18 protein-coding genes are annotated in these 15,532 nt (G+C 59.8%); 9 read left to right on the top strand and 9 right to left on the bottom strand.

Translation table 11 applies throughout. From position 1 onward, the window contains the following. Positions 1–377: 377 nt before the first annotated feature. On the bottom strand, positions 378–1,412 hold the full coding sequence (locus B3I26_RS19050; RefSeq protein WP_296259878.1) for a type IV pilus twitching motility protein PilT: 1,035 nt from the start codon (positions 1,410–1,412) through the stop codon (positions 378–380). 54 nt (positions 1,413–1,466) lie between these two features. Here B3I26_RS19050 and B3I26_RS19055 point away from each other — a divergent pair, with 54 nt between their 5' ends. From B3I26_RS19055 to B3I26_RS19090, 8 genes are all read left to right on the top strand, one after another. Further along, positions 1,467–2,153: a YggS family pyridoxal phosphate-dependent enzyme gene (locus tag B3I26_RS19055; protein WP_296259880.1), complete on the top strand. Its 687-nt coding sequence runs from the start codon at positions 1,467–1,469 to the stop codon at positions 2,151–2,153. 24 nt (positions 2,154–2,177) lie between these two features. Then, positions 2,178–2,996: a pyrroline-5-carboxylate reductase gene (gene proC / locus B3I26_RS19060; RefSeq protein WP_296259882.1), complete on the top strand. Its 819-nt coding sequence runs from the start codon at positions 2,178–2,180 to the stop codon at positions 2,994–2,996. 10 nt (positions 2,997–3,006) lie between these two features. Further along, positions 3,007–3,597, top strand: a complete 591-nt coding sequence (locus B3I26_RS19065; protein WP_296259884.1) for a YggT family protein — start codon at positions 3,007–3,009, stop codon at positions 3,595–3,597. Between the two features lie 324 nt (positions 3,598–3,921). After that, positions 3,922–5,061, top strand: a complete 1,140-nt coding sequence (gene metX / locus B3I26_RS19070) for a homoserine O-succinyltransferase MetX (protein WP_296259886.1) — start codon at positions 3,922–3,924, stop codon at positions 5,059–5,061. Positions 5,062–5,068: 7 nt separating this feature from the next. Continuing rightward, entirely contained in the window at positions 5,069–5,689 is a 621-nt protein-coding gene (gene metW, locus B3I26_RS19075) for a methionine biosynthesis protein MetW (RefSeq protein WP_296259887.1), read from the top strand. A 71-nt stretch (positions 5,690–5,760) separates the two neighbouring features. Then, complete coding sequence (rdgB, locus tag B3I26_RS19080; RefSeq protein WP_296259889.1) at positions 5,761–6,366, top strand: RdgB/HAM1 family non-canonical purine NTP pyrophosphatase; 606 nt, start codon at positions 5,761–5,763, stop codon at positions 6,364–6,366. Further along, on the top strand, positions 6,363–7,577 hold the full coding sequence (gene hemW, locus B3I26_RS19085; RefSeq protein ID WP_296259891.1) for a radical SAM family heme chaperone HemW: 1,215 nt from the start codon (positions 6,363–6,365) through the stop codon (positions 7,575–7,577). The genes rdgB and hemW overlap by 4 nt, the downstream gene beginning before the upstream one ends. A 22-nt stretch (positions 7,578–7,599) precedes the next feature. After that, positions 7,600–7,923: a DUF3392 domain-containing protein gene (locus B3I26_RS19090; protein ID WP_133752319.1), complete on the top strand. Its 324-nt coding sequence runs from the start codon at positions 7,600–7,602 to the stop codon at positions 7,921–7,923. A 60-nt stretch (positions 7,924–7,983) separates the two neighbouring features. Here the strand turns inward: B3I26_RS19090 and trmB are convergent, their stop codons facing one another. The 4 genes from trmB to B3I26_RS19110 all read right to left on the bottom strand — a co-directional run bounded on the left by trmB (position 7,984) and on the right by B3I26_RS19110 (position 10,343). Further along, a complete protein-coding gene (trmB, locus tag B3I26_RS19095) occupies positions 7,984–8,697 on the bottom strand; it encodes a tRNA (guanosine(46)-N7)-methyltransferase TrmB (protein WP_296260028.1) in 714 nt (237 codons plus the stop codon). 55 nt (positions 8,698–8,752) lie between these two features. Continuing rightward, the gene (locus tag B3I26_RS19100; protein ID WP_296259894.1) at positions 8,753–9,547 is read right to left on the bottom strand and encodes a thiazole synthase; all 795 of its coding nucleotides are present in this window, start codon (positions 9,545–9,547) and stop codon (positions 8,753–8,755) included. A 70-nt stretch (positions 9,548–9,617) separates the two neighbouring features. Beyond that, positions 9,618–9,818, bottom strand: coding sequence for a sulfur carrier protein ThiS (thiS, locus tag B3I26_RS19105; protein ID WP_296259895.1), 201 nt, complete (start codon positions 9,816–9,818; stop codon positions 9,618–9,620). A gap of 141 nt (positions 9,819–9,959) precedes the next feature. Next, positions 9,960–10,343, bottom strand: a complete 384-nt coding sequence (locus B3I26_RS19110) for a DUF423 domain-containing protein (protein WP_296259897.1) — start codon at positions 10,341–10,343, stop codon at positions 9,960–9,962. Between the two features lie 79 nt (positions 10,344–10,422). Between B3I26_RS19110 and mtgA the strand changes: the two genes are divergently transcribed. Beyond that, on the top strand, positions 10,423–11,133 hold the full coding sequence (gene mtgA / locus B3I26_RS19115) for a monofunctional biosynthetic peptidoglycan transglycosylase (RefSeq protein WP_296259899.1): 711 nt from the start codon (positions 10,423–10,425) through the stop codon (positions 11,131–11,133). A gap of 140 nt (positions 11,134–11,273) precedes the next feature. Here mtgA and rpoH read toward each other — a convergent pair whose 3' ends face one another. From rpoH to ftsY, 4 genes are all read right to left on the bottom strand, one after another. Then, on the bottom strand, positions 11,274–12,128 hold the full coding sequence (gene rpoH, locus B3I26_RS19120) for an RNA polymerase sigma factor RpoH (RefSeq protein WP_296259901.1): 855 nt from the start codon (positions 12,126–12,128) through the stop codon (positions 11,274–11,276). Positions 12,129–12,263: 135 nt separating this feature from the next. Next, positions 12,264–13,289 (bottom strand): permease-like cell division protein FtsX, encoded by a 1,026-nt coding sequence (gene ftsX, locus B3I26_RS19125; RefSeq protein WP_296259903.1) that lies wholly within the window; start codon positions 13,287–13,289, stop codon positions 12,264–12,266. Further along, on the bottom strand, positions 13,286–13,957 hold the full coding sequence (ftsE, locus tag B3I26_RS19130) for a cell division ATP-binding protein FtsE (protein ID WP_062385499.1): 672 nt from the start codon (positions 13,955–13,957) through the stop codon (positions 13,286–13,288). The genes ftsX and ftsE overlap by 4 nt, the downstream gene beginning before the upstream one ends. Beyond that, positions 13,954–15,504: a signal recognition particle-docking protein FtsY gene (gene ftsY / locus B3I26_RS19135; protein WP_296259905.1), complete on the bottom strand. Its 1,551-nt coding sequence runs from the start codon at positions 15,502–15,504 to the stop codon at positions 13,954–13,956. The genes ftsE and ftsY overlap by 4 nt, the downstream gene beginning before the upstream one ends. Positions 15,505–15,532: the final 28 nt, after the last annotated feature.

The raw sequence follows: 15,532 nt of genomic DNA on the forward strand, positions 1-15,532 counted from the left end.
CGCGCGATCTGCCTGTGCCACCGGTTCCACCGTCTGGTTATGCTGCCGGCTCCGGCAGATCGCTGGCAAGCCAGGCTCCTACGCCTTCGGCAGAGGCAGATCGGAGTCCACCGCATCCCGCTGTTGATTCTGGCCGAAGGCCGTAGGAGCTCGGCTTGCCGGCGATCGGCTGCGCAGCAGTCGCAAACCCTGCAACCTGCGCCTACCTGACACACCGCGCGATCCGATTTTTGCTGTCGGTTCCGCCGTCTGGTTATGCTGCCGGTTCCCGGCAGATCGCTGGCAAGCCAGGCTCCTACGCCTTCGGCAGAGGCTGATCGGCGTCCACCGCATCCCCGCCTCTCATTTGCTATCGCGTCGAGCGATATCGTTGTCCCTCAAAAGTTATCCGGCGTCTTTGCCTTCTCGCGAGCGCTTTCGCGGGTGATCAACCCTTTGGTCACCAGATCCTTCAAGCACATATCCAGTGTCTGCATCCCCAGCGCGCCTCCGGTCTGAATCGACGAATACATCTGCGCCACCTTGTCTTCGCGGATAAGGTTGCGGATCGCCGAAGTGCCGATCATTATTTCGTGAGCCGCCACCCGACCTCCGCCGACTTTCTTCAGCAGCGCCTGGGACACGATGGCGTGAAGCGACTCGGACAGCATCGAACGAATCATCGATTTTTCCTGAGCCGGGAAAACGTCCACGATCCGGTCGATACTTTTCGCCGCCGACGTGGTGTGCAACGTGCCGAACACCAAGTGCCCGGTTTCTGCAGCGGTCAGCGCCAGGCGGATGGTTTCCAGGTCACGCAGCTCACCTACCAGAATCACGTCCGGGTCTTCCCGCAGCGCCGAACGCAACGCTTCGGCGAACCCGTGGGTGTCGCGGTGGACTTCACGCTGGTTGATCAGACTTTTCTTGGACTCATGTACGAATTCGATGGGGTCTTCAATGGTCAGGATATGGTGATGCTTGTTGGCGTTGAGGTAATCGACCATCGCCGCCAACGTCGTCGACTTGCCCGAACCGGTGGGCCCGGTGACCAGCACCAGCCCGCGAGGAACGTCTGTAATTTTGCGAAACACTTCTCCCATGCCCAGATCGTCCATGCTAAGGACCTTCGACGGGATGGTCCGGAACACAGCTCCTGCACCGCGGTTCTGGTTGAACGCATTGACCCTGAAACGCGCAACGCCGGGCACCTCGAACGAGAAGTCCGTTTCCAGGTCTTCTTCGAAGTCCTTGCGCTGCTTGTCGTTCATGATGTCGTAGATCAGCTCCTGAACCTCTTTCTGGTCCAATGCTGGCAGGTTGATCCGCCGCACATCGCCGTCGACGCGAATCATTGGCGGCAGGCCGGCAGAGAGGTGTAAGTCCGACGCGCCTTGCTTGGCACTGAAGGCAAGCAGCTCGGTAATATCCATACAGCTCCTCATCACATAGAATGCCGCAGACTTTAGCCCTGCTGGCGCAAATCAATGTCCACGATAGCAGAGAACATTTCAACGCTCGCAGAGCGAATTCACGACGCAGCGCAGGCCGCACAGCGCGATCCGGCGTCCGTCGGCCTGCTGGCCGTGAGCAAAACCAAACCGGCGGACGATCTGCGCGAGGCGTATGCCGCCGGATTGCGCGACTTCGGCGAGAACTATCTGCAGGAAGCGCTCGGTAAACAGGCCCAATTGAGCGACCTGCCCTTGATCTGGCATTTCATCGGCCCCATCCAGTCAAACAAGACTCGCGCCATCGCCGAGCAGTTTGCCTGGGTACACTCCGTGGATCGTTTGAAAATCGCACAACGCCTGTCCGAACAGCGCCCCGCCGAACTGCCCCCCCTTAACATCTGCATCCAGGTCAACGTCAGTGGCGAAGCCAGCAAGTCAGGCTGCAGCCCCGAGGACCTGCCTGCGCTGGCACACGCCATCAGTGCGCTGCCCAACCTGAAATTGCGCGGCTTGATGGCCATCCCCGAGCCGACCGAGGACAGCGACGAACAAAACGCTGCCTTTGCTGCCGTACGCAATCTGCAACATCAACTCAATCTGCCGCTGGACACCCTCTCCATGGGCATGAGCCACGACCTGGAAGCCGCCATTGCACAAGGCGCAACCTGGGTGCGGATCGGCACTGCCCTCTTCGGCGCCCGTCATTACGGGCAGCCTTAACTTTTGGCTCACAGGAAATCGTTCATGAGCAAGACCCGTATCGCGTTTATCGGTGCTGGAAACATGGCTGCCAGCCTGATTGGCGGCATGCGTGCCCAAGGCGTCGACGCTGACTCGATCCGTGCCAGCGATCCTGGCGCAGAAACCCGCGAGCGCATCGCCAAGGAACACGGCATCAAAGTCGTCGCCGACAACGCCGAAGCTGTCGAGGGCGCCGATGTGGTGCTGCTGGCGGTCAAGCCGCAGATGATGAAAGTCGTTTGCGAAGCACTCAGGCCAGCCCTGCAGCCCCACCAACTGGTGGTGTCCATCGCCGCCGGCATCACCTGCGCCAGCATGAAGGCATGGCTCGGCGAACAGCCTTTGGTGCGCTGCATGCCCAATACCCCGGCGCTGCTGCGCCAGGGCGTGAGCGGCCTGTATGCCACTGCCGATGTGTCCGACACCCAGCGCGAGCAGGCCGAGACCCTGTTGTCCGCCGTCGGCATTGCGCTGTGGGTGGACGAAGAACAGCAAATCGATGCGGTGACCGCCGTTTCCGGCAGCGGTCCTGCGTATTTCTTCCTGCTGATCGAGGCTATGACCGCAGCGGGTGTGAAGCTGGGCTTGTCGCGCGATGTTGCCGAGACGCTGGCCGAGCAAACTGCACTGGGCGCCGCCCGCATGGCGACCAGCAGCGACGTCGATGCTGCCGAGCTGCGTCGGCGCGTGACGTCCCCTGCAGGCACTACCGAAGCTGCGATCAAATCGTTCCAGGCAGATGGTTTTGAAGCGATCGTCGAGAAGGCGCTGACCGCCGCCGCGCATCGCTCGACCGAGCTTGCCGAACAGCTGGGCAAATAAGGAGCCATTCATGAATGCACTCACCGGCGCTACGATCTTTGTCATTCAGACGTTGATCAGCCTGTACCTGACCATCGTTTTGTTGCGCTTCGTGCTGCAACTGGTCAAAGCCAACTTCTACAACCCGCTCAGCCAGTTCGCGGTGCGCGCGACCCAGCCGCTGCTCAAGCCCATCCGCCGTATCGTCCCAAGCGTCTTTGGGCTGGACACATCGTCGCTGCTGCTAGCGATCGTGATTCAGGCGCTGCTGATGGCGTTCGTGCTGATGATGACCTATGGCACTATCGGCGACGTGCCACATCTGTTGATGTGGTCGATCATCGGCGTCACTTCGCTGCTGCTGAAAATCTTCTGGGTGGCGATGATCATCATGGTGATCGTTTCGTGGATCGCACCCGGCTCTCACAACCCCGCTGCCGAACTGGCCTACCAGATCAGCGAGCCGATTCTGGCGCCGTTCCGCCGCATCATCCCGAACCTCGGCGGTCTGGATATTTCGCCGATCTTCGCGTTTCTGGCGATCCAGGTGCTGCAGTCGTACGTTATGCCTGAACTGGCGGCCTACGCGGCCATGCCGCAGGAGTTGTGGCGGCTGATCTGAATATCCAGGGCAACGCCAACATCCGGTTGCCCGGATTTACGACCTAAACAGTTCGCTTCTGCCGCTGGCGTAGGAGCTGCCGGGTGGCGCTCCACCTTGCCAGCGATCTGTCGCGCAGCGGCAATAAGTCCGGGAACTGCGGTGCATCTGACAACCGAGGTGTCTGATTTTGCTGTCGTTTTGCGACAGATCGCGAGCAAGCTGGCTCCCACGCCCTCCGCGCAGAATCAAAAGCACGACCGGCAGCGAATTCAATATTTACTTGGTTGCCGCTACCCCGCCTGATCTTTAGACTTACGCCTCATTTCAGCGAGAGCAGAGTCGATGTCCACGGTCTTTCCCGAAGATTCTGTCGGTCTAGTCACGCCGCAAACGGCGCATTTCAGCGAGCCATTGGCGCTGGCCTGCGGTCGTTCACTGGCTGCCTACGACCTCATCTACGAAACCTACGGTCAACTTAACGCGGCCAAGAGCAACGCGGTGCTGATCTGTCACGCCCTGTCCGGTCATCATCACGCCGCCGGCTACCACAGCCCCGACGACCGCAAGCCGGGCTGGTGGGACAGCTGCATCGGCCCCGGCAAACCGATCGATACCACCAAATTCTTCGTCGTCAGCCTCAACAATCTCGGCGGCTGCAACGGCTCGACCGGCCCAAGCAGCATCAACCCGGAAACCGGCAAGCCGTTTGGCGCCGACTTCCCGGTGCTGACAGTGGAAGACTGGGTTCATAGCCAGGCGCGGCTGGCCGACACCCTTGGCATTCTGCAGTGGGCGGCCATCGTGGGCGGCAGCCTGGGCGGTATGCAGGCGTTGCAATGGACCATCACCTACCCGGATCGCGTACGTCACTGCCTGGCCATTGCTTCGGCGCCCAAGCTGTCGGCGCAGAACATCGCCTTCAACGAAGTGGCGCGTCAGGCGATCCTCACCGATCCCGAATTCCATGGCGGGTCGTTCCAGGAAATGGGCGTGATCCCAAAGCGCGGTCTGATGCTGGCGCGCATGGTCGGGCATATCACTTACCTGTCCGACGACTCCATGGGCGAAAAATTCGGCCGCGGCCTGAAAAACGAAAACCTCAACTACGACTTCCACAGCGTCGAGTTTCAGGTCGAGAGCTATCTGCGCTATCAGGGTGAAGAGTTCTCCGGGCGTTTCGATGCCAATACATACCTGTTGATGACCAAGGCGCTGGATTACTTCGACCCTGCAGCCAACTTCAACGACAACCTGGCCGCAACCTTCGCAGGCGTCACGTCGAAATTCTGCGTGATGTCGTTTACCACTGACTGGCGCTTCTCGCCAGCGCGCTCGCGGGAGCTGGTGGATGCGCTGATGGCGGCGAAAAAGGACGTCTGTTATCTGGAGATCGACGCTCCCCAAGGCCATGACGCCTTCCTGATGCCGATCCCGCGCTACCTGCAGGCCTTCACCCGCTACATGAACCGAATTGCATTCTGAGGACACCATGAGAGCCGACCTGGAAATCATCCAAGACTGGATACCGGCAGGCAGCCGCGTGCTCGACCTCGGCTGCGGCGACGGCGAATTGCTGGCCTGGCTGCGCGACAACAAGCAAGTGACCGGCTACGGCCTGGAAAACGACGCCGATAACATTGCGCGCTGTGTCGCGCGGGGCGTCAATGTCATTGAACAGGACCTGGACAAGGGCCTGGGCAACTTCGCCAGCAACAGCTTCGACGTCGTGGTCATGACGCAGGCGCTGCAGGCCGTGCATTACCCCGACCGGATTCTCGACGAAATGCTGCGGGTCGGTCGCCAGTGCATCATTACTTTCCCCAACTTCGGCCACTGGCGCTGCCGCTGGTACCTGGCAAGCAAGGGCCGGATGCCGGTGTCCGAGTTCCTGCCCTATACGTGGTACAACACGCCCAACATCCACTTCTGCACCTTCGAAGACTTCGAAGAGCTGTGCCGGGGTCGCTCGGCGAAGGTCATCGATCGGCTGGCAGTGGATCAACAGCATCGCCACGGTTGGGCCAGCAAGCTATGGCCTAATCTGTTGGGTGAGATCGGCATCTATAGGGTCAGCAGTCCGGGCTTGCAGGACCATCGGATTGCCGTGTGACATCAACCTGGATACACGCGCCAGCACCGCTTGCCCCACAGTTTCAGCCAGCACATTTTCACGGACCTCACATGAATTTCACCCAACTCGTACTGGCCAGCCACAACGCCGGCAAACTCAAGGAACTCCAGGCCATGCTCGGCGGCAGCGTACAGCTGCGGTCGATCGGCGAGTTCAGCAGCGTCGAGCCGGACGAAACCGGCCTGTCGTTCGTCGAGAACGCAATTCTCAAGGCCCGCAACGCGGCACGTATTTCCGGGCTGCCGGCACTGGCCGATGATTCGGGGCTGGCAGTAGATTTCCTCGGTGGCGCACCAGGCATCTATTCGGCGCGTTATGCCGACGGCAACGGCGATGCGGCCAATAACGCCAAATTGCTCGACGCGCTCAAAGACGTGCCTGAAGAACAACGTGGCGCGCAGTTCGTCTGCGTATTGGCGCTGGTCCGGCATGCCGACGATCCGCTGCCGATTCTCTGCGAGGGCCTCTGGCACGGGCGCATTTTGACCGCTGCCAGCGGCGAGCACGGCTTTGGCTACGATCCACTGTTCTGGGTGCCGGAACGCAACCTGTCCAGCGCCGAACTGCCCCCGGCCGACAAGAACCAGATCAGCCATCGCGCCCGCGCCATGGCTATCCTGCGTGAACGCCTGAATCCGAGCCCTGACCTGAAATGAATCAGGACTCCACCACCCGGCCGCTGATTGCTGGCGCGGCCGGTTTCAGCTCACAGCAGCCAAGAAACCCCCTGCCCGAGCTACCCCCGCTGTCGCTGTACATCCATATTCCGTGGTGCGTGCGCAAATGCCCGTACTGCGACTTCAACTCCCACACCGCCAGCGCCGTACTTCCCGAGCAGGAGTACGTCGATGCGCTATTGGCCGACCTCGACCAGGACATGCCTCATATTTATGGGCGCGAGCTGAGCACGATTTTCTTCGGTGGAGGCACGCCGAGCTTGTTCAGCGCCGACGCTTTGGGCCGTTTGCTGAGAGGGGTCGAGCAGCGCGTTCGCTTTGCGCCGGACATCGAAATCACTCTGGAGGCGAACCCGGGCACCTTCGAACAGGACAAGTTCAGCGCCTACCGCGGCCTGGGTATCAACCGCCTTTCCATCGGCATTCAGAGTTTTCAGGAAGCCAAGCTCAAGGCGCTGGGGCGCATCCACAATGGCGATGAAGCCGTGCGCGCTGCCGATATGGCGCGGCAAGCCGGTTTCGATAACTTCAACCTGGACCTGATGCATGGGCTGCCGAATCAGTCGCAGGACGACGCTCTCGGCGATTTGCGTCAGGCCGTCGCATTGGCGCCGACGCACCTGTCCTGGTATCAACTGACCCTCGAACCCAACACCGTGTTCTGGAACCAGCCGCCAACGCTGCCGGAGGACGATATCCTCTGGGACATTCAGGAGGCCGGCCAAACGCTGCTCCGGGAAAACGGCTACGCCCAATACGAGGTCTCAGCCTATGCGCAGGCAGGACGTGCTGCACGCCACAACCTGAATTACTGGAGCTTCGGGGACTTCATCGGTATCGGCGCCGGCGCACACGGCAAGCTCAGTCACCCCGACGGGCGCATCGTACGCACCTGGAAGACCCGACTGCCCAAGGATTATCTGAATCCGGCGAAAGCATTTCAGGCGGGCGAGAAACTGTTGCCGATGGACGAAATGCCCTTCGAATTCCTGATGAACGCGCTGCGCCTGACAAATGGCGTGGACGCTGCATTATTTCAGCGCCGCACCGGTCTAAGCGTCGATTCGCTCGCCAGCGCACGCCGACAGGCCGAACAACGGGGCTTGCTGGAAGACGATCCAGCGCGGCTGGTGGCAACGGCTCGGGGTCAGCTGTTTCTCAATGACCTGCTGCAGTACTTTCTTATTTAAGGCTTAACGCAAAGGAAACTGAATGGACCACGTACTCGACCTGCTGGCCAGCGTTTCGCGCTGGAGTCGCGGCAACCTCTCGGAAATCGCTTTGGCGTTGGTAGGCTGTTTGCTGATCCTGTTCGGCGCAGATATCAAAGGCTGGATCGAGGGTCGTCTGAGCAGCTTTGCCGGGGCATTGCGCGTCCCGGTCATGGCCTTGCTGTGCACCATCGGCAGCGGCGCGGCGCTAATCTATGCGACGCCTTGGGTGGTGCGCGGGCTAAGCCAGTTCAACAACTACAGCCTGGCGCCGGTGTTGTTGGTGGTGCTGGTGTTGATTGGGGTTGTGGCAGACAGGAAGTGAACCGAAGGTTTACACAATCCACTGCAGGAGCCGGCGTGCTGAAAGCCGGCTCCTGCAGGGTCAGGCTGTTTTCTCGAACTTCAAATCCCACACACCGTGCCCTAAACGCTCACCCCGGCGCTCGAACTTGGTGATAGGACGCTCGGCCGGGCGCGGTACGCATTTGCCGTCTGCAGACAGGTTTCGATAGCCCGGGGCGACGTTCATCACTTCCAGCATGTATTCGGCATACGGTTCCCAGTCGGTGGCCATGTGCAGAATGCCAGCGGGCTTGAGCTTACTGCGCACCAGTGCTGCGAACTCAGCCTGCACGATACGGCGCTTGTGGTGCCGCGCCTTGTGCCAGGGATCCGGGAAAAACAGCATCAAACGATCAAGGCTGTTATCGGCCACGCAACGGTTGAGCACTTCGATCGCATCGCAATCGTAAACCCGCACGTTGGTCAGGCCCTGAGTCAGCACGCCATTGAGCAGCGCGCCCACCCCTGGACGATGCACTTCCACTCCAATGAAGTCCTGCTCCGGCGCAGCCGCTGCCATCTCCAGCAACGAGTGGCCCATGCCGAAACCGATTTCAAGGGTGCGCGCGGCCGAACGACCGAACACCTGATCGAAATCCACTGGCGCATCGGCCAGTGGCAGGACAAACAAGGGTTTGCCCTGATCCAGACCACGCTGCTGGCCTTCGGTCATGCGACCGGCACGCATCACGAAGCTCTTGATGCGCCGATGATGGCTGTCATCGCCCAGGGCTTTAGCGTCTTCGTCGTTCATCACTTCGTCGTCCGGAAGCGGGTCGCTCATTTGCGAATCAATCATCAACAGGCTCTTACTTGATCAGACCATCCAGCGGCGAGGACGCGCTGGCATAGAGTTTCTTCTGCATACGGCCAGCCAGGTAAGCCATGCGGCCTGCCAGGATGGCGTGTTTCATGGCCTCGGCCATCAGCACCGGTTGCTGCGCGTGCGCGATAGCCGAATTCATCAGCACCGCTTCACAGCCCAGCTCCATGGCGATGGTTGCGTCGGAAGCCGTACCGACACCTGCATCGACCAATACCGGGACCTTCGACTCTTCCAGGATGATCTGCAGGTTATACGGATTGCAGATCCCAAGGCCGGTGCCGATCAGGCCTGCCAGCGGCATCACCGCGCAGCAGCCGATTTCTGCCAGCTGACGCGCGATGATCGGGTCATCGCTGGTGTAGACCATCACGTCGAAACCGTCCTTGACCAGCGTTTCTGCAGCCTTGAGGGTTTCAATCACGTTGGGGAACAGGGTCTTCTGGTCAGCCAACACTTCGAGCTTGACCAGGTTGTGACCCTCGAGCAGCTCACGCGCCAGACGGCAGGTGCGTACTGCTTCGATGGCGTCGTAGCAACCGGCAGTGTTGGGCAGGATGGTGTAGCGATCCGGCGGCAACACGTCGAGCAGGTTCGGTTCACCCGGGTTCTGGCCCAGGTTGGTGCGGCGCACGGCGACAGTGACGATCTCGGCGCCCGAGGCTTCGATGGCCAAACGGGTCTCTTGCATGTCCTTGTACTTGCCAGTGCCGACCAGCAGGCGCGACTGGAAAGTACGACCGGCCACGGTGAACGGCTTGTCGCTACGAACGTTGCTCATCGGAAATCCTCTTTACGGTTGAGGTTCTTGCAGTTCATCTGGATCGGCTGCTACGGATGGACGCAGAGGCCTAGCCGCCACCGATGGCATGCACCACTTCGATCTGGTCGCCCTCGTTGAGCGCGGTGGAGGCATGCTGGCTGCGCGGGACGATATCCAGATTGAGCTCGACCGCAACTCGACGCCCGGTCAGGTCCAGACGATTCAGCAACGCCGCAACGGTATCGCCGTCCGGCAGTTCGTAGGATTCACCGTTCAACTGAATGCGCATGCGAAGGGCAGCCATCATTTTAGGGGGCGAGCATTCTAGCCCGATCAGCCGGTATGACCAAGGCAAAGGCACGCCATTCGTCTTTGTCGCTGGTCAGCCGGCGCCAGATGCGCTGTAGCGATCCGGCTTGCCAGCGCTGGCTTACAGTGTATCCAGGCCAAGTCGCCAGGCGAGCCAGCCCAGAATGAACCAGCCAACCAAAAAGCACAGCCCGCCGATCGGGGTGATGATGCCCAGTTTGCCGACGCCCGTCAGGGTCAACAGATAGAGGCTGCCGGAGAACAGCAAAATGCCCAGCGTGAAGGCAATGCCTGCATAGCTGACCAATCGGCCCTGGATCTGTGTCGCCAGAATCGCTACGCCGAAGATCGCTAGCGCGTGGATCAACTGATACAGCACGCCGGTATGGAAGATCGCCAGGTACTCAGGCGTCAGTCGATTTTTCAGTCCGTGGGCCGCGAACGCGCCGAGGGCAACGCCGGTGAAGCCGAAGAAAGCGGCCAGCATCAGAAAGGTTCGTAACATGTGAAGCTCCAGGCAAAGTCGTTCAATGACGCGTGGTCTGTATAATGGCCCGCTCAAACGGTTCGGCCAAGCCATCTCTATGCTGCGTTTCCTCCTCCGTCGTGTCGCCAAAGGCCTGCTCTGGTTCGCAGTGGCGAGCATCGTGCTGGTTTTGATGTATCGCTTCGTGCCCCCGCCGTTCACCGCACTGATGGTCGAGCGCAAGATCGAATCCTGGTTCAACGGTCAACCCATCGACCTGCAACGCGACTGGCAGCCGTGGGACAAGATCTCCGATGACCTTAAAGTCGCGGTCATCGCCGGCGAAGACCAGAAGTTTGCCGAGCACTGGGGTTTCGATGTGCAAGCCATCCAGGCCGCATTGCTCCATAACGAACGCGGCGGCTCCATTCGGGGCGCCAGCACACTGAGCCAGCAGGTGTCGAAGAACCTGTTTCTGTGGTCGGGGCGCAGTTACCTGCGCAAAGGATTGGAAGCCTGGTTCACAGCGCTGATCGAGGTGTTCTGGTCCAAGCAACGGATTCTTGAAGTGTATGTCAACAGCGTGGAATGGGATGACGGCGTGTTCGGCGCCCAAGCTGCCGCGCAACACCACTTTCATGTTAACGCCAGTCAGCTGTCGATCCAGCAGGCCAGCTATCTTGCGGCAGTGCTGCCTAATCCTCGCGAATGGAGCGCCAGCCACCCAAGCAGCTATGTGTCGCGCCGTGCCGGATGGATTCGCCAGCAGATGGGGCAGTTGGGCGGGAATGAATACCTTGTTGGGTTGAATCACAGCCGCAGGTGGTAAACCCTGAGCTATTCCGGTGCACGACCGATTTCTTCGCTGCGACACCCGGCAGCATCACAGCCAGCAATGGCGCTTTGAAATAACTGCAAAAAGCAAAACGCCCCGATCATCTCGGGGCGTTTTTTATTGCGGCGTGTCGCTTATGCAGCTATCGACAGCTTCAGCTTGTTCATCGCGCTCTTTTCGAGCTGACGAATACGTTCGGCAGAGACTTTGTACTTCTCGGCCAGGTCATGCAAAGTGGCTTTGTCCTCGGCCAGCCAGCGCTGGTAAAGGATGTCACGGCTGCGCTCGTCAAGGACGTTTAACGCTTCATGAAGGTTGGCGGTCGAATTGTCCGTCCAGTCGGAATCTTCCAGCTGACGTGCCGGATCGTAGCGATGATCTTCCAGGTAGTTGGCCGGCGACTGGAACGCGCTGTCGTCGTCGGCTTCGGCAGCCGGGTCGAACGCCATGTCGTGGCCGGTCAGCCGGCTTTCCATTTCGCGAACCTCGCGCGGCTCGACACCGAGGCTTTCGGCCACACGATGCACTTCTTCATTGTTCAGCCACGCCAGACGTTTCTTCTGGCTGCGCAGATTGAAGAACAGCTTGCGTTGAGCCTTGGTCGTCGCCACCTTAACGATGCGCCAGTTGCGCAGGATGAACTCGTGGATCTCGGCCTTGATCCAGTGCACCGCAAAGGACACCAGGCGTACACCCATCTCAGGGTTGAAGCGTTTAACGGCTTTCATCAGGCCGACGTTGCCTTCCTGAATCAGGTCAGCCTGCGCCAGGCCATAACCGGAATAACTGCGTGCGATATGCACGACAAAACGCAGGTGGGCGAGCACCATCTGCCGAGCCGCCTCCAGATCCTGCTCGTAATAGAGACTCTCGGCCAGTTCACGCTCCTGCTCGGGCGTCAGCAGTGGAATGCTGTTCACCGTGTGCACATAGGCTTCCAGGTTTGCACCGGGAACCAGGGCATAAGCAGGTTGCAAAGAATTGGTCATACGAAAAAACCTCCGACACATGACTCGTGCAGTTCAGCACTGCGAAATTGACCGGGAACCGCTAAACAAGTTCCCTAGCTGAAAAGTCAATAGATGAAACAAAATTTACGCAAAAAAATTATGTGATCCTAAAACTCAGCGAGGTGCCAGCTCTCTCAAATGGCGTGCGACTGCAATCCAAGCACCGATATACCCCAACAAGACCGCTCCAAGCAAGAGCGAGAGGCCATCAGACACTGGCACACCGGCCAAGGCAAAATCGCTGCCGTACAACCCTGCCAGGCGGACCACGGCTTCGTTAAGCCAGTCCAGTCCGAAGGCCAGGACACCCCACGAGAGAATCCCTGCACCGAAGCCATAAAGCGCCCCCATATAAAGGAAGGGCCTACGCACGTAGCTGTCGGTGCCGCCTACCAACTTGATGACTTCAATCTCGGTACGCCGGTTCTCGATGTGCAGACGAATGGTATTACCGATGACCAGCAACAGGGCTACCACCAGCAAAACCGTCAGACCAAACACGAAGCGGTCACCGAGCTTGAGAATTGCCGCCAAACGTTCAACCCAGACCAGATCCAGTTGGGCCTGCTGGACTTTCGGCAATTCGGCAAGACGCGTACGTAATGCCTCCAGCGCGGCTTTGTCAACTTCCTTCGGTGTAACTAACACTACACCCGGCAGCGGGTTCTGAGGCAATTCCTTCAGCGCTTCACCCAGACCGGACTGCTGTTGGAACTCGTTCAGCGCCTGATCGCGGGAGATGTACTGCGATTCGGCAACGCCGGGCATTGCTTTGATTTGCGTAACCAGGCCCTGCCCTTCGGCCGGTGAAGCATCCAGTTGCAAATAAAGGGAGATTTGCGCGGCGCGTTGCCACGAGCCACCCAAACGCTCGACGTTACTCAGCAACAGCGACAGGCCCATCGGCAAGCTCAACGCAACCGCCATCACCAGACAGGTAAAGAAGCTCCCGATCGGCTGTTTGCCCAAGCGACGCAAGCTGTCGGCCATGCTGGAACGATGTGCTTCGATCCACGCATTAAACAGCTGGCCGAAACCGGGGCCGTCATCATCGTCGTGTTTCTTTTTCTTCTTCGGGGCAGGCTCGGACGCCTTAGGCGCCACCCGCTCGGAAACCTTGGAACTGCGCGTGGCACTCATACGCCAGCCTCCCCATCGCCGATCAGTCGGCCGCGTTGCAGAGTCAGCATGCGATGGCGCATACGGGCAATCAGGGCCAGGTCGTGACTGGCGATCAGCACGCTGGTGCCCAAGCGATTGATGTCTTCGAATACACCCATGATTTCCGCCGCCAGCCGTGGATCGAGGTTACCAGTGGGTTCGTCCGCCAGCAGCAAGGCCGGGCGATGAACGATAGCGCGCGCAATACCCACTCGCTGCTGTTGGCCGGTGGATAAATCGCCTGGGTAAAGCTCGGCCTTGTCGGACAACGCTACGCGTTCCAGCGCCGAATCGACGCGCTTGGTCACTTCAGGCTTTGACAAACCGAGTATCTGTAGCGGCAAGGCGACGTTATTGAATACGGTGCGGTCGAATAACAACTGATGGTTCTGGAAAACGACGCCAATCTGACGCCGCAAAAACGGGATCTGCGCAGTACTGATTTGTCCCAGATCCTGCCCGGCCAGCAGCAATTTGCCGGTCGTTGGACGCTCCATGGCCAACAACAGGCGCAGCAAGGTACTTTTGCCGGCACCGGAGTGGCCGGTTACAAACAGAAACTCGCCACGACGCACTCGAAAGCTCAGCTCATGCAAGCCGACGTGTCCGTTCGGATAGCGTTTGCCGACCTGTTCGAAACGAATCATGTGCGCTCCCGCTCGGCGAATAGGGCCTGAACAAAAGGTTCGGCCTCAAAAGTCCGCAAGTCGTCGATGCCTTCGCCGACACCGATGTAACGGATCGGCAACCCGAACTGCTTGGCCAGGGCGAAGATCACCCCACCCTTGGCAGTGCCGTCGAGCTTGGTCAGCGCCAGGCCGGTCAGGCTCACGGTCTGGTTGAACTGTTTGGCCTGGTTGATGGCGTTCTGACCGGTGCCCGCGTCGAGCACCAGCAGCACTTCGTGCGGAGCCGCTTCGTCGAGCTTGCCAATCACACGGCGCACTTTTTTCAGCTCTTCCATCAGGTTGTCTTTGGTATGCAGACGACCGGCCGTATCGGCGATCAACACATCGATACCACGGGCCTTGGCAGCCTGCACGGCGTCGAAGATCACCGACGCCGAATCAGCGCCGGTGTGCTGGGCAATAACCGGGATCTTGTTGCGCTCACCCCAGACCTGAAGCTGCTCCACAGCCGCCGCACGGAAGGTGTCGCCCGCCGCGAGCATGACTTTCTTGCCTTCGAGCTGAAGCTTCTTGGCCAACTTGCCGATGGTGGTGGTCTTGCCTGCACCATTGACACCCACGACCAGAATCACGAACGGTTTGTTCTGCGAGCCAATGACCAATGGAGCTTCCACAGGCTTGAGCATCTCTGTCAGTTCGCTTTGCAACGATTTATACAGAGCGTCGCTGTCAGTCAGCTGTTTACGGGCCACTTTCTGCGTCAAGTTGCGCACGATCAACGATGTCGCCTCAACGCCAACGTCGGCAGTCAGCAGCCGGGTTTCCAGCTCATCGAGCATGTCGTCGTCGATGGCTTTCTTGCCCAGGAACAGACTGGCCATGCCTTCACCGAGGCTGGCACTGGTCTTGGAAAGGCCTTGCTTAAGACGGGCAAAAAAACCGGGCTGTTTTGGCTCGACCGGCTGCGCGGGTGTTTCAGGCGTGATCACCGCGGGTGGCGTTTGTGCTGCGGGTGCAACCGGCGCGGCAATAATTGGCGCAACAACCGCTGACGGCTGCGACAACGCAGGCAGATCGCCGCCCGCAACCGGGCCGGGTTCGACGACTGGTACAGGCTCGATCGATGGCGGCACTGGCAGTGCGGCAGTATCCACCGCAGCATGCTGAACCGGCGCCGACTCAATCACGGCTTCGGATGGCACGTGAGATGCGGTATGGGCCGGAATCTGCGGCGTGACGTGGGGTTCGCTTTCGTCGACCAGCGCGACAGGCTCTTCGGCGACCGGTAATTTCAGCCAAGGCTCTGACGTCGGCTGCTCGTCCTTGACGGGCGCAGGCGGTGCGGCAGTTACGGCTTGCGGCACAGGCGCGGGAGAAATGCTCGGTGCGATCTGCGGTTCAGCGGCGGGCGGCGTCGATTCGACGATAGGCTCAGGCGCTATTGTGGATAAGTCTTGGGGCTGATCAGCGACGGTTTCCTGCGGCTTCTTGCGCAGCCATCCGAACAGGCCTTTCTTCTCGCCAGCCGGGGCTGGGGTCTTCTTGTCGTCGTTGGAACCAAACATGGAGGACGGCTATCTCAAGGTAGCGACG

This window comes from Pseudomonas sp. UBA5706, assembly GCF_002419965.1.
GTDB lineage: Bacteria > Pseudomonadota > Gammaproteobacteria > Pseudomonadales > Pseudomonadaceae > Aquipseudomonas.